Source organism: Novosphingobium sp. SG754, from assembly GCF_013149315.1.
Classification (GTDB): domain Bacteria; phylum Pseudomonadota; class Alphaproteobacteria; order Sphingomonadales; family Sphingomonadaceae; genus Novosphingobium; species Novosphingobium capsulatum.
The window spans coordinates 463,863-484,861 of record NZ_JABGCC010000003.1; the positions used below are offsets into that span (position 1 = coordinate 463,863).

General features: G+C 67.4%; 16 protein-coding genes. 10 read left to right on the plus strand and 6 right to left on the minus strand.

The genetic code is table 11. From position 1 onward, the window contains the following. Nucleotides 1-83: 83 nt before the first annotated feature. Together FHW97_RS10055 and FHW97_RS10060 are read right to left on the minus strand one after the other, a co-directional pair. On the minus strand, nucleotides 84-632 hold the full coding sequence (locus FHW97_RS10055; protein ID WP_253941705.1) for a DUF3237 domain-containing protein: 549 nt from the start codon (nucleotides 630-632) through the stop codon (nucleotides 84-86). Nucleotides 633-666: 34 nt separating this feature from the next. Further along, entirely contained in the window at nucleotides 667-1,185 is a 519-nt protein-coding gene (locus tag FHW97_RS10060; protein ID WP_169041403.1) for a hypothetical protein, read from the minus strand. A 94-nt stretch (nucleotides 1,186-1,279) separates the two neighbouring features. Between FHW97_RS10060 and FHW97_RS10065 the strand changes: the two genes are divergently transcribed. The 10 genes from FHW97_RS10065 to FHW97_RS10110 all read left to right on the plus strand — a co-directional run bounded on the left by FHW97_RS10065 (nucleotide 1,280) and on the right by FHW97_RS10110 (nucleotide 14,940). Beyond that, a complete protein-coding gene (locus tag FHW97_RS10065; RefSeq protein ID WP_171798850.1) occupies nucleotides 1,280-2,575 on the plus strand; it encodes a glycerate kinase in 1,296 nt (431 codons plus the stop codon). Between the two features lie 142 nt (nucleotides 2,576-2,717). Continuing rightward, nucleotides 2,718-3,647, plus strand: coding sequence for a helix-turn-helix domain-containing protein (locus tag FHW97_RS10070; RefSeq protein WP_022675173.1), 930 nt, complete (start codon nucleotides 2,718-2,720; stop codon nucleotides 3,645-3,647). Between the two features lie 134 nt (nucleotides 3,648-3,781). Continuing rightward, nucleotides 3,782-6,394, plus strand: a complete 2,613-nt coding sequence (locus FHW97_RS10075; RefSeq protein WP_171798851.1) for a TonB-dependent receptor — start codon at nucleotides 3,782-3,784, stop codon at nucleotides 6,392-6,394. Between the two features lie 105 nt (nucleotides 6,395-6,499). Continuing rightward, nucleotides 6,500-7,609, plus strand: a complete 1,110-nt coding sequence (locus FHW97_RS10080) for an NAD(P)-dependent alcohol dehydrogenase (protein WP_062784021.1) — start codon at nucleotides 6,500-6,502, stop codon at nucleotides 7,607-7,609. Nucleotides 7,610-7,650: 41 nt separating this feature from the next. Next, the gene (locus FHW97_RS10085) at nucleotides 7,651-9,066 is read left to right on the plus strand and encodes an aldehyde dehydrogenase family protein (RefSeq protein WP_054131353.1); all 1,416 of its coding nucleotides are present in this window, start codon (nucleotides 7,651-7,653) and stop codon (nucleotides 9,064-9,066) included. Nucleotides 9,067-9,379: 313 nt separating this feature from the next. Beyond that, entirely contained in the window at nucleotides 9,380-10,705 is a 1,326-nt protein-coding gene (locus FHW97_RS10090; RefSeq protein WP_171798852.1) for an arylsulfotransferase family protein, read from the plus strand. Next, the gene (locus FHW97_RS10095; RefSeq protein WP_211188998.1) at nucleotides 10,696-10,947 is read left to right on the plus strand and encodes a hypothetical protein; all 252 of its coding nucleotides are present in this window, start codon (nucleotides 10,696-10,698) and stop codon (nucleotides 10,945-10,947) included. The genes FHW97_RS10090 and FHW97_RS10095 overlap by 10 nt, the downstream gene beginning before the upstream one ends. Further along, nucleotides 10,944-11,354 carry a hypothetical protein gene (locus tag FHW97_RS10100; protein ID WP_062784014.1) on the plus strand — a complete coding sequence of 137 codons (411 nt, stop codon included), beginning with the start codon at nucleotides 10,944-10,946 and terminating at the stop codon, nucleotides 11,352-11,354. The genes FHW97_RS10095 and FHW97_RS10100 overlap by 4 nt, the downstream gene beginning before the upstream one ends. Then, nucleotides 11,308-12,378, plus strand: a complete 1,071-nt coding sequence (locus tag FHW97_RS10105; RefSeq protein WP_171798853.1) for a sulfotransferase — start codon at nucleotides 11,308-11,310, stop codon at nucleotides 12,376-12,378. Before FHW97_RS10100 ends, FHW97_RS10105 begins: the two co-directional genes overlap by 47 nt. Before the next feature lie 108 nt (nucleotides 12,379-12,486). Further along, nucleotides 12,487-14,940 (plus strand): MHYT domain-containing protein, encoded by a 2,454-nt coding sequence (locus tag FHW97_RS10110; protein WP_171798854.1) that lies wholly within the window; start codon nucleotides 12,487-12,489, stop codon nucleotides 14,938-14,940. Between the two features lie 9 nt (nucleotides 14,941-14,949). On the opposite strand, the gene FHW97_RS10115 is transcribed toward FHW97_RS10110, so the two are convergent. The 4 genes from FHW97_RS10115 to FHW97_RS10130 form a co-directional block, all read right to left on the minus strand. Continuing rightward, nucleotides 14,950-15,777, minus strand: a complete 828-nt coding sequence (locus FHW97_RS10115; RefSeq protein ID WP_171798855.1) for a shikimate dehydrogenase — start codon at nucleotides 15,775-15,777, stop codon at nucleotides 14,950-14,952. Between the two features lie 70 nt (nucleotides 15,778-15,847). Continuing rightward, the gene (locus FHW97_RS10120; RefSeq protein ID WP_253941706.1) at nucleotides 15,848-18,808 is read right to left on the minus strand and encodes a TonB-dependent receptor domain-containing protein; all 2,961 of its coding nucleotides are present in this window, start codon (nucleotides 18,806-18,808) and stop codon (nucleotides 15,848-15,850) included. 76 nt (nucleotides 18,809-18,884) lie between these two features. Then, the gene (locus FHW97_RS10125; RefSeq protein WP_171798857.1) at nucleotides 18,885-20,123 is read right to left on the minus strand and encodes an MFS transporter; all 1,239 of its coding nucleotides are present in this window, start codon (nucleotides 20,121-20,123) and stop codon (nucleotides 18,885-18,887) included. A gap of 77 nt (nucleotides 20,124-20,200) precedes the next feature. Then, on the minus strand, nucleotides 20,201-20,935 hold the full coding sequence (locus tag FHW97_RS10130; protein WP_168352987.1) for a TetR family transcriptional regulator: 735 nt from the start codon (nucleotides 20,933-20,935) through the stop codon (nucleotides 20,201-20,203). Nucleotides 20,936-20,999: the final 64 nt, after the last annotated feature.

The following is a 20,999-nucleotide window of genomic DNA, read 5'->3' on the forward strand; positions in this document are numbered from 1 at the left end:
CGCAGCGTACTTTTGGTACGTGAGCACCGGAAGCGCGAAAAGCGGCCGTTCGCAGCCCGCCATGGGCGCAATCCCCACACACCCTAGCGCACCACGTAGAAATCGATCTCCACATGGTCGGGCTTGCGGATGCCCCGCGCGACGAACACGGCGCGGTTCATCCACGCGAACGGGCCGGCCCGGGCGGCCAGGCGGGGTGTGGTGCGGAAGTAATAGGCGTCGCTCGGCACATCTTCGCCCCGTGCAATGCGCTCGGTCACTGCGGTGCTGGCCACGCGCACGCCGGGGTTGTTGACATCCACCACCGTGCCATCGGCCGCCTGCAGGAAATAGCGGGCATCCACCTGGGTCAATCCATCGGGCAGGATGGTCTGCCAATCACCGCCGCCGGGCAGGACGCGGCCGTGGAACAGCGGCCCATCCACGCTGCCGCCGGTGATGGCGATGAACCGCCTACGCCCGCCGCCGATCTCGCCCTGCTCCACCGCCGGGGCCAGCGTGACCTTGGCGGTGAACGCGTATTCCAGGGTGGGCGCTGGCGCTGCCGGGGCCGCCCGCGCGGCTGGCGCGATGCCTGAAATGGTGGTGGCCACTGTCATGGCCAGGGCCATCGCCCATGTCCGCCCGATCATCCTGTTGTCCTCTCCCGTGGTATGTCTGTGTTCGTCAATGGGCGCCCAGCGCCTTGGCGCGATGATCGCGGCGGACCGCCATGGCCGCGGCCAGCCACAGCGCCGCTGCGGCGGAAAAGCCGGCAAGGCTGCCGCCCAGGGGCGCGGCCAGGGCAAATCCGGCCAGTGCTGCCACGATCAGCGCGCCGCCCAGCAGGAAAAACGGGCGGAAGCGCGCAGCCTGGGCGATTGGCAGGAAATGCAGCCCCACCACCAGCGCCATCGCCGGCAGCAAGAGATCGGGGCGGTGCAGGTTCATCACGATGTTGCCCGCCAAGAACAGGCCCAGGCCTTCGCCGATGCTGCTCCACATGATGGCCTTTTCCACGTGCGGGGCAGGCTTGATCCCTTTGCCCGGCCGGCGGATGACCACCCATGCCGCCAGCGCAATCGCCACGAACGGCACGAAGGGCAGGGCCAGCGCCGCGCCCGTCACATGCCAGTGCCAGGCCAGCGTCAGCGCGGCAAAGACCGCGCCGAAAAAGCCCATGATCAGCGCGCCCCATGCCCCCACGCGGTGTCTCCTTCGCGATCGCTCAAGCGCATGATAGGCAGGAATATCCTGGCCGTATATGCGCCAATGCAACGGGCCGCCCGCGGGAGGGAAAATGTCAGACCGGATTGCCATCGACGATGCCGCCGCCCGCCGTCTGTTGCGCCTGATCCACGATGCCGCCATCGCCGCCAGCCAGCCGGCCGCGATCATGCACCGGCATGTGCCACCGCCGCCCGCCGGGCGCTGCGTGGTGATCGGCGCGGGCAAGGCCGCTGCGGCCATGGCCAGCGCGCTCGATGCCGCGCTCTTGGCGCAATGGGGGGCGCAGGTGCCGGTTTCGGGCGTGGTTGCCACGCGCCACGGCCATGCCGCCGGTCTGCCTCCTCCCGCGCGCATCGCCGTGGTCGAAGCGGGGCACCCCGTGCCCGATCAGCACAGCCTGCTGGCCGCGCAGCAGATCGTGGCGGCGTTGCATGGCCTTACGTCGCAAGACCTGGTCATCGCGCTGATATCGGGCGGCGGTTCGGCGTGCATGGAATGGCCAGTCGATGGCATGGACCTCGACGCCTTGCAGGCCTTGACCCGCGCCATGCTGGAATCGGGCGCAAGCATTGCCGAGATCAACACGGTGCGCCGCCATCTCTCGCGGGTGAAAGGCGGGCGCCTGGCGGCGCTGGCCGCGCCTGCGCCCGTGCTGACCCTGTTGATCAGCGATGTGCCGGGCGATGATCCGGCGGCGATCGCCTCGGGCCCGACGCTGGCCGATGCAACGCGTGCCGCCGATGCCCTGGCGATCATCGCGCACCACCGCCTGCCCGTGCCTGCAGCGGCACTGGCCGCCTTGCGCGCCGCGCCACCGCTGCCGCCCACGCGTGGCGAGCATCGCATCATCGCCTCGCCCCGCCAGGCGCTGACCGCGGCGGCCGACTGCGCGCGTCAGGCCGGGCTCACCCCGTTGATCCTGGGCGACGCGCTGGAGGGGGAGGCGCGCGAACTGGGCAGGGCGATGGCCGGCATTGCCCGCTCGGCACAGACCTGGGGCGATCCGCTGCGTGCACCGGGCGTGATCCTCTCGGGCGGGGAAACCACGGTCACGCTGGCAGGTGGTGCCTATGGCCGGGGCGGGCGCAATTGCGAATTTGCCCTGGCCATGGGTGTCGCGCTGGATGGCGCGCCGGGGATCTGGGCACTGGCGGCCGACAGCGACGGGATCGATGGCAGCGATGATGCCGCCGGCGCTTTCGTCGCGCCCGATACGCTGACCCGTGCTGGCGCGGCTGGTGCCAGCGCGGCCCAGGCCCTGGCCGGGCATGACAGCTACAGCTTCTTTGCCGCGATCGATGATCTGCTGATCACCGGCCCCAGCCACACCAACGTCAACGATATCCGCGCCGTGCTGGTCGCCTGATACGCGGGCGATCACGCTGCCCGATCGGACGTGTCATTGCATTTGTATGTATTGCTGACTAATTCACCAGGAGAGACTTGGCGCCAGACCGAGTCCGCACGCGCCATGTGACATGGCGGCAGAGGGTGGTGGATCGAGGCAGATGATCGAGCATTTTTCGACGCGCAGCCTGACCGGGACAGACAAGCTGAGCTATTGGCGCAGCCTGATGGCGCGCACCTATTCCGGCCTGTCCACCCAGCCGCTCAGCCCGCATTTCGAAGCGACCGTATCGCGTTGGCAGATGGGCGGGATTACCATGACGCGCCCGCGCGCCACGCCGGTTTCGGTGGAACGGCGCCTGATGGAAGCCGGGCATGCCGGCGGCCCGCGGCTCAAGCTGCACGTGTTCCGTTCGGGGCAGGGGCGCGTGGTGCATCGCCGCCGCGAGATGGACGTGCGCGCCGGCGACATGGTGCTGTGCGCCAGCGAAGAGGTCTATCGCTTTGATCTGCGCAACGATCACGAACTGATCGTGGCCGAATTCGACCGCGCGGTGCTGGCCGATATGCCGGGCTGGGTGGATGATGCCGTGGCAACCTGCATCCCGCGCGAGGCGCCGTCGACCCGTCTGCTGCACGATTTCCTGCTGTCGCTGTGGCGTGAGTGCGAGGCTAGCCCGCAGGGCTTGCCCGATGACGGCTATGACGGCGTATTTTGCTCACTGCTGCTCGCCAGCCTGCGTCCGGGCGGGGCGAGGGTGCAGCCCAGCCGCCACGGCCTGCTGGAACGCGCGCGGGCGATCGTGGCGGCGCGGCTGGCCGATCACACCTTGTCCCCGGCCACGATCGCTGCGGAAATGGGCGTGTCGCTGCGCCGCTTGCAGGCCGCTGCCGCTGGCCAGGGCGTGACGCTGGGCGGCTATATCAATGAACGCCGCCTGGCATTGGCCGCGCAGAAGCTGACGCTGGAACCCCAGCGCAGCATTACCCAGATCGCGTTCGACTGCGGCTTTTCCGACAGTTCCTATTTCAGCCGGCGGTTCCAGGAACGCTTTGGCGAAACCCCGCGCCGCTATCGCGCCATGCATTGATCCGGCCTGCCGCCGTATAAAACAGCGGTCGTTGCCTCGTCGTTTTTGTCCATGCTTTTCGCGCGATCGTCCAAGATGGCGGCGGGACAGGGCGGTAGCTCCCATGGCGATAACACATCGCAAGGGAGTGCAGGATGCCGCAGGTTTTCACTCGATCGAGCCTGGTGGCCCTGGCCGTGGCCACCACCGTGCCCGGCCTGGCCCATGCCCAGGATGCCGCGTCGCCGGCTGATACTGCGGCCGCCGCGCCGCAGGGGGGCATTCAGGAAATCGTCGTCACCGCGCAAAAGCGCGCGCAGAACGTCCAGAACGTGCCGATCGCGATTTCCGCGTTCACCGCCTCTTCGCTCAAGGAGCGCGCGGTGACCAGCGTGGCGTCGCTCTCGGCCCTGGCGCCCAACGTCAACCTCGATGGCGGCACGCCGTTTTCGGGTTCTTCGGCCGTACTGTCGGCCACGATCCGTGGCATCGGTTCGGATGACTTTGCGTTCAACATCGATCCGGGCGTGGGCATCTACCTCGACGGCGTCTATCTGGCGCGCACCGTGGGCGCCAACCAGGACCTACCCGACGTGGAACGCGTGGAAGTGCTCAAGGGCCCACAGGGCACGCTGTTCGGGCGCAATACCATCGGCGGCGCGATCTCGATCGTCACGCACGAGCCGGGCAAGGAATTCAAGGGTTCGATCGACGCCACCACCGGCAGCTACAACCTCGTCAAGGTGCGCGGCACGGTGGACGTGCCGCTGGCGCCCTCGCTGTTTTCGTCGGTGACCTTTGCCGTCACCAACCGCGAGGGGTTCCTGAAGCGCATTCCCTATCCCGATCAGCGCGCGAGCAATTCCGACACGTTCCTGAACTTCAACCACGCCGATTATGCCAGCTCCAGCCGCGAAGGCGGCGACAATACCGCCTCGCTGCGCGGCAAGCTCAAGTGGGACAATGGCGGCGCGATCACGGCCACGCTCACCGGCGACTGGACGCGGCAGGACAGTTCCTCGCAGGCGAGCAAGCTCCTGGCCGCGCTCAACCTGCCCGGGCCATTTGCCGGCACTGACAACCTGCCCGGCACGGCGCTGTCGGCCTCGGGCAACACCGGCTTCCTGTTTTCCGGTCTCTACAACTTCTGCATCGGCTCAACCGCGCAGCAGATCGCCGCGCGCAATGCCCAGGCGCTGTGCGGCGCGCGCGGCACCCAGTTCGGCCGCCGGCTTTCCCCGCTGGCCAGCGTGAACGTGGATGGCGATCCCACCAACGATCGCCTGCCATGGGATTCCCGCTTCGTCACCGCAGACCCCGACACCAGCTATGCCACCGGGCCCAGCTTCAACAAGCTGACGACCTGGGGCCTGGGCGCGACGGTGCAGGCGCAGGTGAGCGATGACCTGACGATTAAGTCCATCACCGCCTATCGCAACACGCACTGGCGCGCCGGGCTGGATGCCGATGGATCGCCGCTCTCGTTCCTCGAGCTGTCGTTCCAGCAGAACCAGTGGCAGTTCAGCCAGGAAGTGCAGATCCTGGGCAAGGCGCTCGACAAGAAGCTGAACTATGTGCTGGGCGGCTATTACTTCAAGGAAAAGGGCAGCCTGCACGATTACGTGACGTTTGACGAAGGCCTGGTGCAGGTGGATGGCCCCAACCGCTTCAACACCGAAAACTATGCGTTCTTTGGCCAGGTCGATTATCGCCCGGTAGAGATCCTGGGCATCACCGTGGGCGGCCGCTATACGCACGAAGCCAAGCAGTTCGAAGGCGGCCAGCAGGAATTGAACGGCTTCAACTACAAGCTGTTCGGATGCAGCGATGCCAATGGCAATGTCACGCCGAACGGGCCGTTCCCGCTGGCGCCGGTCTCTTGCCAGAACGGCATCGGCTATCCCAACCCGGCCAATCCCGTGCAGGTCTATGCCCCTGGGGTAAACCACAAGAACTTCAATAACTTCTCGCCCAAGGTCGGGGTGCAGCTCTATCCCGCCGAGCGCGTCATGGTCTATGGTTCGTGGTCCAAGGGCTACAAGACCGGCGGCTGGACCACGCGGTTGACCAACCCGCAGGGCAATGTGGCGCCCGGCTTTGGCCCGGAAAAGGCCACGACCTGGGAAGTGGGGGTGAAATCGACCCTGCTCGATCGCAAGCTGCAGCTGAACCTGGCCGCTTTCACCACCGACTATGAAGGGGTGCAGCTCAATATCCAGATCGGCACCTCGCCCACGATCGCCAACGCCGGGCGCGCGCGGATCAAGGGGGTCGAGGCCGAAATGGTGCTGGCGCCGGTTACCGGCCTGACCATCAATGGCTCTGTCGGCTATATCGATGCGCACTATACCCAGATCGATCCCGCCGCGCTGGTCAATGCCGGCACGATCCCGGGCATCCAGGCGGGCATCTATCTGGGCGCGCCGCTGCCCAAGGCGGCCAACTGGAAGATCAACCTGTCGCCGCGCTATCAATTCAACCTGGCGAACGGGGGCAACGTGGTGGCGCTGGCCGACTGGACGCACACCACGCCGGTGTGGAATGACATTGCCCGCACCCTGCTGCTGCGCCGGCCCACGAACGACATGATCAACGCCAGCCTCACCTACAACACGCCCGGCGATCGCTGGTCGCTGACCGTGGGTGGCACCAACCTGACCGACACCCGCTATCTCGTCAGCGGCAATACCAACCTTTCGGCCGGCGCGATCTTTGGCAGCTATAACCGCCCGCGCGAATGGTATCTGCGCGCCGGCTTCAAGTTCTGATCGATCCACCCACTGGCGCCGGGCCGCTTCCTCCACGAAAATCCCCCGGTCCGGCGCTTCTTTTTGTACCCCGTGATTGCCGTTTCACTGCAAGGATACGCCCCCATGCCCACTGCTGCCCATGCCGCTGTTTTCCGCCAGCCCGGCGCGCCGCCGGTGATCGAGCCGGTCGTGCTCGATGATCCGCGCGAAGACGAGGTGGTGGTGCGCCTGGTGGGCGTGGGGGTGTGCCACACCGACATGGTGCTGCGCGATGGGCACCTGCCGCTGCCGTTTCCGGTGGTGCTGGGGCACGAAGGGTCTGGCGTGGTCGAGCAGGTCGGTACGGCGGTGACCGGGCTGGCACCGGGCGATCATGTCGTGCTCAGCTTTGATTCGTGTGGCCACTGCCCCTCGTGCGACGATCATGCCCCAGCCTATTGCCACGACTGGTTTGCCTATAACTTTGGCGGCAGCCGCAGCGATGGCACCACGGCGCTGGCAACGCCCGAAGGCGCGGTGATCCACAGCCACGTGTTCGGGCAATCGTCGTTTGCCACCCATGCCATCGTGCATGGGCGCAATGCGGTAAAGGTCGATGCCGATCTGCCGCTCGACCTGCTCGGCCCGCTGGGCTGCGGCATCCAGACCGGGGCTGGCGCCGTGCTCAACGAACTGCGCCCGCGCCCCGGCGCCAGCGTGGCGGTGATCGGCACCGGCGCGGTCGGGCTTTCCGCGATCATGGCCTGCGGCATTGCCGGGGCGGGCGTGGTCGCGGCGGTGGATATCAACCCCGCGCGCATTGCCCTGGCGCAGGAACTGGGCGCCACCCATGGCTTTGACGCGCGCGCCGGTAGCCTGGCCGATCATGCCCGCAGCGCCGGCCTGGCGCAGGGGTTCGACTGCGTGATCGACACCACCGGCCGGCCCGACGTGGTCAACGCCGCGATGGCAGCGCTGGCCCCGCGCGGGCAGATGGCGCTGGTAGGGGCCTATGGCCCGGGTGACATCGCCGCCGATGCGACGTTCCTGATGAGCGGCGGGCGTGTGATCCGCGGCGTTGTCGAAGGCGGCGCCGATCCGCAGACGTTCATCCCCGAACTGCTGGCCCATTATCGCGCCGGGCGCTTTCCGTTCGATCGCCTGGTGCGCTTCTTCGCATTTGCCGACATTGCCGATGCCATCGCTCAGGGCGAAGCCGGCCATGTGGTCAAGCCCATCTTGCGCATTCCCTGAGCGCTTCCCACTATAGCCTCAACGGCAAAGGAAATCCCCCTATGGACAAGCAATTCAGCCTGTTGATCGATGGCCAGCTGGTGCCCGGCGCGGCCATGTTTGACGTAATCAACCCCGCGACGGAAACCGTGCTGGCCCAGGCGCCACGGGCTGACATGGCCCAGCTCGATGCTGCGGTCGCCGCCGCCAAGCGCGCGTTTCCCGCCTGGGCGGCGCGCAGCCAGGATGATCGCGCCGCGCTGATCGACCAGCTGGCCGAGGCGGTGCACGCCCGGCAGGAGGATTTCGCGCAGCTCTTGACCGCCGAGCAGGGCAAGCCGCTGGACCAGGCACGTGGCGAGATGATGGCCACCTATTTCGTGCTCAAGGCCTTTGCCGGCATGCGCGTGACCGACAAGGTGCTGCGCGAAGAGGGCGGCAACACGGTGATCGAGCACCGCACCCCGCTGGGCGTGTGTGCCGCGATCACGCCGTGGAATTTCCCGGTGGTGCTGCTGGCCAACAAGCTGGGCCCGTGCCTGCTCACCGGCAATACCATGGTGGCCAAGCCTGCGCCGACCACCCCGCTCACCACGCTGCTGCTGGGCGAGGTGATCGCCCAGATCCTGCCGCCGGGCGTGGTCAACGTGATTGCCGATGTCAACGATCTGGGCGGCGCGCTGTCCACCCATGCCGACGTGGCCAAGGTTGCCTTCACCGGATCGACCGCGACCGGCAAGAAGGTCATGGCCTCGGCCGCGAGCGGCGTGAAGCGCGTGACGCTGGAACTGGGCGGCAACGATGCCGCGATCGTGCTGGATGACATGCCGGCCAAGCTGGCCGCCGAAAAGGTCTATCAGGGCGCCATGGTCAATGCCGGGCAGGTCTGCGTGGCGATCAAGCGCGCCTATGTGCACGAAACCGTCTATGACGAATTCCTGGAAGAGATCACCCGCCTGGCGCAGGACGCCGTGGTGGACGAAGGCACCCGCCAGGGCGTGACGATCGGCCCGGTGCAGAACAAGATGCAGTTCGACAAGGTTTCCGCCCTGCTGGCCGATGCGCGCGAACGCGGCACCGTGCTGGCCGGCGGCGCGCCGCTCGATCGGCCGGGCTACTTCATCGCGCCGACCATCGTCGCCGATCTCGATGACGATGCGCCGCTGGTGCGCGAAGAACAGTTCGGCCCCGTGTTGCCGGTGCTCAAGTTCTCTGACGTGGACGATGTGATCGCCCGCGCCAACGACAGCGATTACGGCCTGGGTGGCACCGTCTGGGGCAAGGACGTGGCCCGCGCGATGGACGTGGCGCGGCGGATCGATACCGGCACGGTGTGGGTCAACCAGCACCTGGCGATCGACCCCGCCATCCCGTTCCGCGGTGTCAAGCAATCGGGGCTGGGCGGTGAACTGGGCGAGGCCGGCCTGCTCGAATATACCCAGGCGCACATCATCAACGCGGTCAGCCTGCCGGCCTGACGCCGGACGGCAATTTTGTAACAAGTTGTATGGCCATGCCGCAGTCCCACGGGCTGCAGCATGGCCTTTCTTCTGCGGCATTGCCTTGATACAAAATACTATTTCATCCCTATTGGATGTGCCCGTCGCTGTTGATGTTTCACTGTGTCAGTAAAGATTGCAGGCCTGTAGCCCGGCGAAATTGCGGTGATACAACTGCGCGCTAGATGCCGTGGCCATGAACCGCCCGGCGTTGCCCCAAATACCTGCACTGCCTGTTGATCCTGTTGCCCCATCACCGCGCGCCCCGGCGCCATCGCGGTGGGAGCGCCTGATGAGCCGCCCGGTGCCGTTGTGGGCATTGGGGTTGACCCTGGCGCTGGGCGCGCTGGTGCTGCTGGGCTTCGGGTTCGTGCTGCTGGCGCCGCGCCGCCATGGCGCGCTGGGCGAACTGGCGGTGCAGGTGGCCAGCATTCCCGATACCGTCGGGCGCGCAGTAGGCGCCTTGCTGCCCTATCACCCCACGATCGGCCAACCCTATGAGCCGCTGCCCGGCGGCCTGTGGCGCCGGCCCGGCTTTGTCGATCCCGGCTATATCCTGCTGACCGTGTTCGATACCGCGCGCCGGCGCTGGGTGGTGCAGCTGTTACGGCTGCGCGATGGGCACGTGGTGCGCACCTATGCCCCGGACATCGCCGCGATCCTGGCGCATTCCACGTTCCGCTCGGCGCTGATCGATCTGGCGCGAGACAAGACCAACCAGCGCTTCATGGCGATGCATCCGATGCTGATGCCCGATGGCGGGCTGATCGTGCACGATACATCGCCCCTGGTGCGGATCGATGCCTGCGGCCGGCCGGAATGGATGATCGATGGCATTTTCCACCACTCGCTGGAACGCGCGCCCGATGGCACGCTATGGGCGTCCTACCGCCTGCCGCGCACCACGCGCCCCGGCCTTGGCCCGCAATTTGCCGACGAAGGGCTGATGCACCTGACCGCTGCGGGCAAGGTGCTCGGCCGCACCGCCGTGATCGACCTGCTCGATGCCAACAATATGGGCCAGCTCTGGCGCGGCCGCCCCTATTCGGATGATCCCATTCACCTCAACGATATTCAGCCGGTGCCCGGCGATGGCCACTATTGGCGCTCGGGCGATCTGCTGATCAGCCTGCGCAACCTGTCGCTGTTGCTGCTCTATCGCCCGTCCACCGGCAAGGTGGTGTGGAGCCGCGGCCTGCCCTGGCGGTTTCAGCACGATGTTAGCGTGCTCGATGATCACCGCATCTCGGTGTTCGACAACCACTGGCGCTTTGCCTGGGACCAGCCCGAACAGGCCGAACCCGACGGCACCAACCGCATGCTGGTCTATGATTTCGCCACCGACCAGGTGAGCGAACCGCTGGCCCGCGCCTTTCGCGATTTGAACATCCACACCCGCGCGCAGGGCCGTGCCACGCCGCTGCCCGGTGGCGATACCATGGTGGAAGAGACCGAACTGGGCCGCGTCGTGCGCCTGGCCGCCGATGGCACCGTGCGCTGGAACTTCATCAGTGCCGACGCGGACCGCAACCGGTTCGAGCTGCGCTGGACCCGTTACATCGATCCCGTCGCCGACAAGATCGGCATCCAAGCTGCGGAGAATGCCCGATGCGAATGACCGTTCTGCCGATCGCCCCCGCGTCGCGCCTGCTGTTGCCGGCGATCCTGTTGCTGGCCGCCACCGCCGATCCCGCGCAGGCCTATGTCGGGCCGGGGCTGGGCCTGGGCGCGGCCTCCACCGCGCTGGGCGTGGTGGGCGCGATCCTGCTCGGGCTGCTGGCCTTCGTGTGGTATCCGGTCAAGCGGCTGATCCGCCTGGCGCGCAAGGCCGCGCGTGGTGGTGGAGCTGGCCGGCGGTGATTGCCGCGGCGCTGGTTCTGGCCGGCGCGCTGCTGGCCACGCTGCACCTGGTGCGGCGCTGGGGCGTGCTGCGCCGCTTTGCCGCGCTGGGCCTTGCGGGCCGGCGTGCGCTGCGTGTCCTCGCGCGGCGCCGCGCTTCTGACTGCTGGAAGGAACGCGCCGCGCGGCTGCTGGCCATCCACCTGATGGGCCGTTCGCTCGTGGCCGGGGGCGCACTGGCCCTGGCCGCCCTGCCGCTGGCACTGGCGCTGAGCCTGGGGCCGCAGCTGGGCGTGCCGACCACTGCGGCCTTGCTTGATCCGCTGGTGCGCCTGGCCATTCTTGTTGCGGGGATCTGTCTTGCCTTCGTCCGATTTGCCCTTGCCCGCAGCGGCGCCGGCCGGCGCGCCCGCCTATCGCCGGCTTGACCGGCTGCTGCATCGGCTGGCCCTGGGCAGCCGAGCCGCGCTGGACCTTAGCTTTGACCTGGAACGCGCGCGGTTCGGGCGGGCGGCGGCGGCCTTGACGCTGCGCCCCCCGGTCTTCGTGGCGGGCCTCGCGCGGGCGGGCACCACCGTGCTGATGCAGCGGCTGGAGGCGGCCGATCACTTCGCCAGCCTGCGCTATGCCGACATGCCGTTTCCCCTGGCGCCCAACACCTGGGCCGGGCTGGTGGCACGCCATCGGCGCCGGCTGGCGCGCACGCCGCGCGGCCATGGCGATGGGCTGGAACACGATCTCGATACGGCAGAGGCGATCGAGGAGGTGTTCTGGCGCCTGCACTGCGGGCCCGATTACCACACCGATCGCGGGCTGTGCGCGCACCAGCCCGATGCCGCCACGCTCGCTGCATTCGGGCAGATGATGGCGCTGGTCTGCCTCGCACGCGGGCAGGGGCGCTACCTGTCCAAGAACAACGCCAATGTGCTGCGCGTGGGCGCGCTGGCCCCGCTGCCCGGCGCGGTGCTGGTCCATCCGTTTCGTGATCCGCTGCAACAGGCCGCCAGCCTGCTGGCCCAGCACCGCCGCGCCTGCGCCCTGGCGGCGGGCGACCGCTTTCGCGCCGATTACATGCGCTGGCTGGGCCATCACGAATTCGGCGTGCACCAGCGCCCGTTCTGCCTGCCCACCGGTGCGCCGGTTGCGGGCGATCCCGATACGCTGGTATTCTGGCTGCGCACCTGGTGCGGGGTCTATCGCCATCTGCTGGAACAGCCGGCCACGGTGGCGGCGCGCCAATGCTTTGTCGATTACGATCGCCTGGCGCAGGGCCACGACGCGCCGCGCGCCGCCCTGGCGCGGCGGTTGGGGCTGGCGCGCGGCATCGCGGCGCAAGGCCTGCGTTTGCCGCCATCCCATGCCCTGGCGCAAGGGCCTGTGCCCCTGGCTGATCGCAACGAGGCCGTGGCGATCCATGCCCGGCTCAAGGCGCGCGCAACCACGCGAGATTGATTGCGGGCACCAAAGCCTGCCCCGTGCGTTGCGCACCCCGATCCGCCACCGCGGCATGTCCCTAGATGGCCATTGCCGGGGTCGTGGTTCTGTGGGAGCAGGGGGGCCATGAACACGACCGGAACGCACGAGGCCAATCTGGTCATTCTATCGATTCTGATCGCGGTGTTCGCCTCGTTCACGGCGTTGAGCCTGGCGGGCCGGGTGCGCGTGGGCCAGGGTTGGGCGCGCCGGGTGTGGCTGGCAGCGGCCTCGATCGCGCTGGGTGGCGGCATCTGGTCGATGCATTTCGTGGCCATGCTGGCATTTCGCGTGCCGGGCATGGCGATGGGCTATGACCTGGGGCTGACGCTGCTGTCGCTGGCCATCGCCATCGGCTTTACCGGCGCGGGCTTTGCCGCGCTGGGCCGCACCGGCCTGTCATCCCGGCGCATCGCCTCTGCCGGGCTATTGATGGGTCTGGGCGTTGTCGCGATGCATTACGTGGGCATGGCGGCGATGCGCATGCCCGGCACCATGCATTATGACCGGCTGTGGGTGGGCATTTCGGTGCTGATCGCGATCGGTGCGGCCACGGCGGCGCTGTGGTTTGCCGCTCGGGACCAGGCACTGGGGATGCGTCTGGGCGCGGCGGGGCTGATGGGCCTGGCGATTGCCGGAATGCACTATGCCGGCATGCATGCTGCTGTGATCACCATGGACAGCGCGGCGCACGCGCACATGGTCACCAGCGGCATCGGCCAAACGTTTCTGGCCGTGCTGATCGCCACGATCACGCTGCTGATTCTGGCCATCGCGCTGGGCGCAGCCTGGCTGGAGCGGGTGTTTCACAAGATCGCCCGGCGCGAGGCGCGCATTGCGCTGCGGCTCAAGATCGCCGATGTCTTGCGCGATTACGATACCACCGCCGCGCTGGACGAGATTGCCGCGCTGATGGGCGAGCATTTCGGGGTGAGCCGCACCGGCTTTGGCCAACTGCTGGCCGAAGAGGACGTGTTCGATTACGATATCTGCTGGACCGATGGCACGGCCCCGCCGCTGCTGGGGCGCATGCCGGCGGCCGATTTCGGCGCCCGCATCGTGGCCGCGCTCAACCGGGGAGAGACGGTGGTGGTGGGCGATCTGTTCGCCGCCGATCCGCGGGTCGACGCGCGCAGCCTGGAAACCGCGCGCACGGTCGATACCCGCGCCATCCTGGTCGTGCCATTCCTGCGCGAAGGGCGGCTGCGCACGATCGTCTATCTCAACAGCCGGACGACGCGCGATTGGCATCCCGATGACGTTGCCTTCATGGAGGAGATCGCCGAGCGCACCCGCCTGGTGAGCGAGCGGGCAGCGATCGCCGAACAGCTGCGCGAGTTGAACGCCACGCTGGAGGCACGGGTGGAAGCGCGCACCAGCGAATTGCGCGCCGCGCAGGAAGCCCTGGTGCAAAGCCAGAAGATGGAGGCGATGGGCCAGCTCGTCGCCGGCCTCTCGCACGATTTCAACAACGTGCTGGGCGCGATCCTGGCTTCGTTCGATCTCATCGCCCGGCGCAGCGGCGATGCCGCGCGGGTGGAGCGTCTGGCCGGCGAAGGGCGCCAGGCAGCGCAGCGTGCGGCCAACCTGATTGCGCAGCTGCTGGCCTTTTCCCGCACGCAGCGCCTGGCCACCCAGGCGCTCGATCCGGCGCTAGTGATCGAGCGCCTGCGCCCAATGCTGATGCGCACGCTGGGCCCGCTGATCACCCTGGATTGCCATCTGGCCGATCCGGCTGGCGAGGGCTGGGCGGTGCTGGCCGATCCCACGCAGCTGGAAATGGCGGTGCTCAACCTGGCGGTTAACGGCCGCGATGCCATGCCGGCGGGCGGCGCGCTGACCATCGCGCTGCATCCCTATCTGGCGCAGGGCGCGGCCGATCTTGCCGATGGTCGCTATGTCATGGTCGAAGTGGCCGATACCGGCGCGGGGATGGACGAGGAAACCCTGCGCCGCGCGATGGAGCCGTTCTTTACCACCAAGCCGGTGGGCAAGGGCACCGGCCTGGGCCTGGCACAGATCTATGGCAGCATGCGCCAGATTGGCGGCGCGGTGCGGATCGACAGCGCGCCGGGCCAGGGCACCACGGTGCGCCTGTTCCTGCCGCGCACGGCCAGCGCCGCACAGGATGATGATACGCCGGCCGCGCCCGCCGGCCCCGGCACCCGCCTGGCGCGCGTCTTGCTGGTTGACGATGATCCCGATCTGCGCCGTGCGCTGGCGGCGGCGCTGGCTGATCACGGCCATGTGGTTGACGTGGCGGCCGATGGTCCGGCGGCCCTGGCCCTGCTGGAACGCGCGCAACAGGCCGGAGAGGCGCTGCCCGAAGTGGCCGCGATCGATTTCGCCATGCCGGGGATGACCGGGGCGGAACTGGCGGCCAAGCTCGCCCGCCACCACCCCGCCCTGCGCGTGGTGTTCATGAGCGGCTTTGCCGATCTAGCCGCGATCGAGGCCGTCGCCGGCCCGGATGTGCAAGTGCTGCGCAAGCCCTTTGCCACCGAACAGCTGATCAACGCGGTGGCGCGCGCCGCCGGCTGAGCCGGCCGATCAGGCCAGGCTTTGCTTCATCCGTTCGGCATCGGGCGTGTGGCCGGTGATGATGCCAAGCGCCAGCGCGGCCTGGCCCACGACCATGCCGATGCCGTTGATGGCGCGGCAGCCCTTGCTTCGTGCGACCCGAAGCAGCTCGGTTTCCAGCGGGAAATAGATGATATCGGCCAACCAGTGGTGTGCGGCGATGGCCTCGGCCGGGATCGGCGTGCCGGGCTTGGCGGCCATGCCGATCGGCGTGGCGTTGACTATGCCATCGGCCGGCGCGGTATCGAGATCGGCCAGCGGCGTGACCAGCACGCGGGCGCTGGGATAGCGTGCCGCCAAGTCAGTGGCGAGAGCGCCGGCGCGTGCGGCATCGGGATCGACCAGTTCCAGCCGCGCCACGCCAAGCGAAAGCAGCGCGTTGGCCACGGCCGAACCCGCACCGCCTGCGCCCAACTGGATGACATGGCCGAGTGCCGCGCCGGGCAGCCCGGCCAGCAGGCTGTCGCGAAAGCCGGGCATATCGGTGTTGTGGCCGATCAGCCGGCCATCGCGGATCGCCACGGTGTTGACCGCGCCGGCCGCTTGGGCACTGGGCGCGAGTTCATCCATCAGCGGCATGATCGCCTGCTTGAACGGATAGGTCACGTTGAAGCCGGCAAAGCCTTGGCGCTTGAGGCTGTCGACCACGCCGGCAAGGTCGGCATCGGCAAGGCCACGCTGGGTGAAATCGAACAGCTCGTAGGTCAGGTCCAGCCCCAGGGCGCGGGCCTCTTCCTCGTGCAGGCGTGGAGAGCTGGATGCCAGGATGGCGCGACCAAGAAGCCCGGAGCGGATCATCAAAACCTGTGTCTTTGCAAAAAGGCGCCGGCGCTGCACCACCAGGGATGCAGCGCCGGGGCAGGGTGGATCAGAAGCTAACCCGCGCGCCGATATAGAACGAGCGGCCGATGGGGTCATAGAGCGCCACGTCGGTGCCGTTCTGCGAACTGGCGACGTAGGGCAGCTTGGCGTTGAGCAGGTTGTTGATGCCGGCGCGCAGCTCGAACATCTTGCCGACCTTCACATTCCCGAACAGGTCGTAGAGGTTGTAGGCGGCAATGCCCACCTGCGTGTTGTTGGGCGTGAGCACCGAACTGACATCCTGCATCGCGCTCTGGAAGCGCCAGCGCAGGCCGATGCCCATGTTGTCAGAGCGATAGCCCAGCGTGGTCAGCGCCTTCCACCGCGGCGTGGCGCGCGGCGGGACGGAGCTGGGGTTGGCTGCGCCATTGCTGATGTTGGTATAGTTCATTTCCGCAGCGCCGGGCAGCAGCTGCACCTTGTAGGCATGGAGCCAGCCCACCGTGGTGGTGGCATAGATCTTGCCGGTGCGGCCCAGGAACGGCGCCGGGGTTGCCCAGTTGACCTGCGCTTCCACGCCGTCGGTCTTGAGCGAACCGAGGTTGAGATAGGGCGTGGCGACGTTCACCAGCTGCCCGTTGCTGTCACGCTGGATCAGCGCGCAATAGGGGTTGCTGGCGGCATAGCCCGGATTGCTGCCATCGAGATTATAGCACTTGGACAGCACGGTGAGGCCAGGCACGGTGGAAATCACGTTCTTGATCGAGATGTTGTAGTAATCGACCGAGAACGAGAAATCGCCGAACAGACCGCCGCCGCGCGGGGCGTTGAACACCATCCCGGCGTTGAACGTATCGGCATGTTCGGGGCGCAGGCCGATGTTGCCCGACACCAGCTGCCCGGTGGCGGTGGTGGGGAACGAATAGCTGCCGATCGCCGCCTGCGGTACGCCCTGCGCCACGCAGAGCGCGGCCACCTGGGCGCCATTAGCACCGGTGCGCGCCGTGGAGCGATAGTCGCACGGATCGCCGAGCGAGCCGGGCGGGGTGCCGATCACCAGCTGCGTGCCCTGCTGCGGCGAGAACAGCTCGCCGATATTGGGCGCACGCACCGCGCGCTGATAGCCGCCGCGCAGCATGATCGTGTCGGTCGGGCGCCAGCGCATATCGGCTTCGTAGCTGGTGACCGTGCCGCTGACCGAATAGTTCGATACGCGCGCGGCCGCGCCGATGCCCAGTTCGCGGATGAACGGCTTGTCGGCCACCAGAGGAATATCGATCTGCCCGGCCAGTTCCTTGACCGAGATGCGGCCCGAGGCGGGCTGCGAGGCGGTCACCGCTTCCAGGTTCTGCGCCTGCAGGTCGCTGTCGGGGCGATAGTTGTAGGTGTTCTTGCGATAGCCGGCGACCAGCGCGATCTGCGCCGGGCCTGCGCCCAGATCGAACAGCTTGCCGTTGATCTGGCCCTGGAACTGGGTCTGCCCCAGGCGCTCGGCGCTGAATGCGTCCTTGGTCATATAGGCGGCACAGGCGGCCGAGACGGAGCGCATGTTCGCATCGCCAAACGGATTGAAGCCGCCCTGGCACAGCGAGTTGCCGCCATCGGCAGCGCTCAGCAGGCTCTGCACCCGGCTCTTGACCACGGCATTGTGCATCGTCTGGTTGTGGACCGACTGATCGTACGAGGCATAGACATCGAAGGTCCAGCCCGGGGCAATATTGCCCTTCAGCCCCGCCATGTATTGCTGGACGGTATAGTCTTCATCCCAGCTCTTGTACGGCAGGCCGACATAGCGCCCGTTCCACAGGAAATTGGCCGTGGGATTGGGGCGCGAGGCGAGCACCGTGCGCAGGTCTTGCGGAATGAACGGGTTGGTGACCGGAATGGTGGTCAGCTGGCCAAACTGCGTCAGCGTGTTGCCGCTGGCAGTGTGGACGTTGAGATCGACGAACAGGAACTGGCCATAAAGGGTCAGGTTGGGCGTCAGGTCATAGTCCGCCTTGATGAAGGCGGTCTTGCGCTTGAGGCCGTTCATGAAATCGACCTGCTGGCCCACCGGCATGCGCACGTTGCCGCCGACCAGGGCATAGCCGCCGCTGTTGGTCTGGCCCTTGTAGTTGACCGCGCCGGTCTGCACGAACAGCGAGCCGTCGTTGTTGAAGCCCAGGTTGAGCAGCGGGTTGATCGTCTTGGTCACGCCATAGCCGGCGAACACCGATTGCACGACGGCAGCATTGGGCGCGTTGGTGGCGTTGGGAACGAACGTGCCGGTGCCGATATAGGACGAGGGCGTCTTGTCGGAAAAGAAGCTGCGCGCCTTGCCGTTGATCGGATCCTGGTCGGTATAGCTGAACGCGGCGATGACGTGGCCGCGATCCTGGGCAAAGCTGCTGCCGAACGCGATCGAGCCCGAGAACTTGTAGGCGTCGCCCTTTTCGCTCAGGCTGTTCTGGACGTCGGCCTTGACCCCGTCAAAGCTGCGCAGGGTCTTGAAATTGACCACGCCCGACATGGCATCCGAACCATAGACGGCCGATGCGCCGCCGGTGATCACGTCAACCCCGCCGATGATCGATTCCGGGATGATGTTGGTATCGACCGTGCCGGAGATATCCGAGAGCGGCAGGCGCTTGCCATCAAGCAGCACGAGGTTGCGGTTGGGGCCAAGGCCATGCAGGTTGACCGAGGCGCGCCCGCCGGTGCCCTGGCCGCCGGTGCCGGAATTGCCGGCGGGGGTGAAGCCGGGAAACTGGTTGAGCGCATCCTGCAGGTTGACGTTGCCGCTGGCCTTGATCGCTTCGTTGCTGACCGACACGATCGGGCTGACCGCGGTGTTGTTGGGCCGCTGGATCAGCGAGCCGGTCACCACGATTTCCTTGACATCGGGCTGGGCCGCTTCGGCCGCCGGCGCCGTATCGGGCGCGGCATTGGCTTGCGGCGCAGCCTGCGCCAGAGCCGGGGTTGTAAGGGCCACGGCCACGCTCAGCGCAGACGCGGACAGCACGAGACGAGTGCCTTCCAAACGCATGGTCATCCTCCCTGGCGAACGTTTGCCGTTTCGCCTTCCGACGACTCATTTATGTTACGAACTAGTTCCTGTCAAATTATTCCGCAACACGCCGAGACATCCGGTCAACGGCAAATGCGGCGGCGGCGCAGGCCAGCAGCGGCAGGCAATAGGCGGCAAACAGCAGCGGCAGCGGCGCCTTGGCCGCCATCAGCCAACCGCCCATCATCGGACCGATCACCGCGCCTGCGCGGCCGAGGCCGATCGCCCAGCCCACGCCCGTGGCGCGCATCCGCGCCGGATAGACCGAGGCGGCGAGCGGCCACACGCCGTTGTAGCCACCCTGCAGCGTGACCCCGATGAGGAAGGCGAGGGCGAGCGTTGCCGCGACCGGCATGGCGAGCGATCCGAATACCAGCATGGCGACGCCCGCGCTGACCAGCATGCCGGGCACCAGGCGCCCCAGTGGCACGCGCACGGCCAGCATGCTCATCCCCGCCGTGCCCACGAATGCCCCGAAATTGTAGAGCGCCCCGGCATAGATGCCGTCGGTTTCGGAAAGGCCGGCCGCGATCGACAGCTTGGTGATCCAGCTGACGATGAAATAGAGCACCATCAGCCCGCAGAACACCGCCGCCCACAGCGTGAGCGTGCGGGCACGGAAGGCGGGAGAAAGCAGGTCACCGATCCGCCCTGCCGGTTCGCGCGCCGGGCCATCGGCCTTCCGCGCTGCACCGGCGCGCGGCAGGATCAGCAGCGCGGCGGGAAACAGCACTACCGTCAACCCGCCCGCCATCAGCAGCAGGCGGTGCCAGCCCCACAGCGGCAGGAGATGCGCCGTCAGCAGCGCGGTAAACACCGCGGCAAACGGATAGCCGGCCTGGACGATGCCCACCGCCAGGTTGCGCTGCGCGGCCGGCGCGGATTCAGCGGCCAGCGCGGCCATCGCCGCCAGGACGGTGCCGATGCCCATGCCCACCACGACGCGCAAGCCATAGAGCATGGGCACAGAGCCGGCAAAACCGCTGGCGACCATGCCGGCCGACATCAGCCCCAATGCTGCCAGGATGATGCGGCGGCGGCCCAGCCGGTCGGCCAGCGGGGCAATACCCATGCCGCCGATCGCCATGCCGACCAGCCCTGCGCCAAACAGCAGGCCCATGGTATCGGCACCGATCGCCCAGTCGGCCTGGATGCGCGGCGCGATGAACGACAGGATCGTCACGTCGATGCCGTCGGCCATGTTGATGGCAAAGCACAGGGCCACGATGGCCAGGCCCGTGCGGCTCCATTGCGCCGGGCACGTGCCGGCGCTTGCTGTGATGGGTGTGGCCATGCCTGTCTCTCTCCCGCATGCGCGGATGACGGTGCAGGCTGGCGCGGCCGCAGCCTTTGCAGGCCACGGTCAGGCGCTCAATCCTTGCGCGTCACCCAGGCGATTATGATGTCTGCCACCTGGCGTGCCCGGTGGGCCAGCGCGCTATCGCTGGTCATGTCCACGCCGAAATTGTGGGCAAAGGTGAACTGGTTGGAAACGTTGTAGAACGCCAGCGCCGTCATGTTGAAATGCAGATCGACCGGGTCGATCCCGACGCGAAAGCTGCCCTCAGCCTCGCCCCGGCTGATCAGTTGCCGCAGGATATCGATCACGCTGTGGTTGCGGCTGGGCAGTTCGGTGATCTGCTTGAGATGCTGCGCGTGGTGGATGTTTTCGTTCATCACCAGGCGCACCAGTTCGGGATGGCGCGCGTGATAGTGCACGTCATGCTCGATCAGGCGGCGCAGCGCCTGCTCGGCAGTGCCGGTGGTGATATCCACCTGCGCCTCGCTGTCGCGCACGCGGCGATAAGCGCGCTCCAGCACGGCGCGGTAAAGCTCTTCCTTGCCGTCGAAATAGTAGTAGATCTTGCGCTTGGTGGCCTTGCCGGCGATCTCGTCGATCCGCGCGCCGGCCAGGCCCTTTTCCACGAACTCCTGCGTGGCGATGTCCACGATCTGGTTGATCGCGGCCTCGCGCGTTTCGGCGCGGGAGCGGCGGGGCGGCTTTGCAGCGGTGGCGGCAGAAGCCTCGGCAAGCGGGGCGGGGGCGTCGTCTTCCGGCAAGGAACTCTCCTGGGCAATCGCGCGCGCATCGGCCTGGTCCCGCACTGCTGCGGGCGCCGTCCTGGTTGCGCCGTATGCCCTTCCTTGCCGCACCTGTCCCTCGTTGCAA

Excerpts from the sequence above, each read along its gene's own strand:
- FHW97_RS10055 (WP_253941705.1), bottom strand. The coding sequence starts at position 632 with ATGATCGGGCGGACATGGGCGATGGCCCTGGCCATGACAGTGGCCACC.
- FHW97_RS10095 (WP_211188998.1), top strand. The coding sequence starts at position 10,696 with ATGCGAATGACCGTTCTGCCGATCGCCCCCGCGTCGCGCCTGCTGTTG.
- FHW97_RS10090 (WP_171798852.1), top strand. The coding sequence starts at position 9,380 with ATGAGCCGCCCGGTGCCGTTGTGGGCATTGGGGTTGACCCTGGCGCTG.
- FHW97_RS10065 (WP_171798850.1), top strand. The coding sequence starts at position 1,280 with ATGTCAGACCGGATTGCCATCGACGATGCCGCCGCCCGCCGTCTGTTG.
- FHW97_RS10075 (WP_171798851.1), top strand. The coding sequence starts at position 3,782 with ATGCCGCAGGTTTTCACTCGATCGAGCCTGGTGGCCCTGGCCGTGGCC.
- FHW97_RS10110 (WP_171798854.1), top strand. The coding sequence starts at position 12,487 with ATGAACACGACCGGAACGCACGAGGCCAATCTGGTCATTCTATCGATT.
- FHW97_RS10080 (WP_062784021.1), top strand. The coding sequence starts at position 6,500 with ATGCCCACTGCTGCCCATGCCGCTGTTTTCCGCCAGCCCGGCGCGCCG.
- FHW97_RS10070 (WP_022675173.1), top strand. The coding sequence starts at position 2,718 with ATGATCGAGCATTTTTCGACGCGCAGCCTGACCGGGACAGACAAGCTG.
- FHW97_RS10085 (WP_054131353.1), top strand. The coding sequence starts at position 7,651 with ATGGACAAGCAATTCAGCCTGTTGATCGATGGCCAGCTGGTGCCCGGC.
- FHW97_RS10115 (WP_171798855.1), bottom strand. The coding sequence starts at position 15,777 with ATGATCCGCTCCGGGCTTCTTGGTCGCGCCATCCTGGCATCCAGCTCT.
- FHW97_RS10125 (WP_171798857.1), bottom strand. The coding sequence starts at position 20,123 with ATGGCCACACCCATCACAGCAAGCGCCGGCACGTGCCCGGCGCAATGG.
- FHW97_RS10120 (WP_253941706.1), bottom strand. The coding sequence starts at position 18,808 with ATGCGTTTGGAAGGCACTCGTCTCGTGCTGTCCGCGTCTGCGCTGAGC.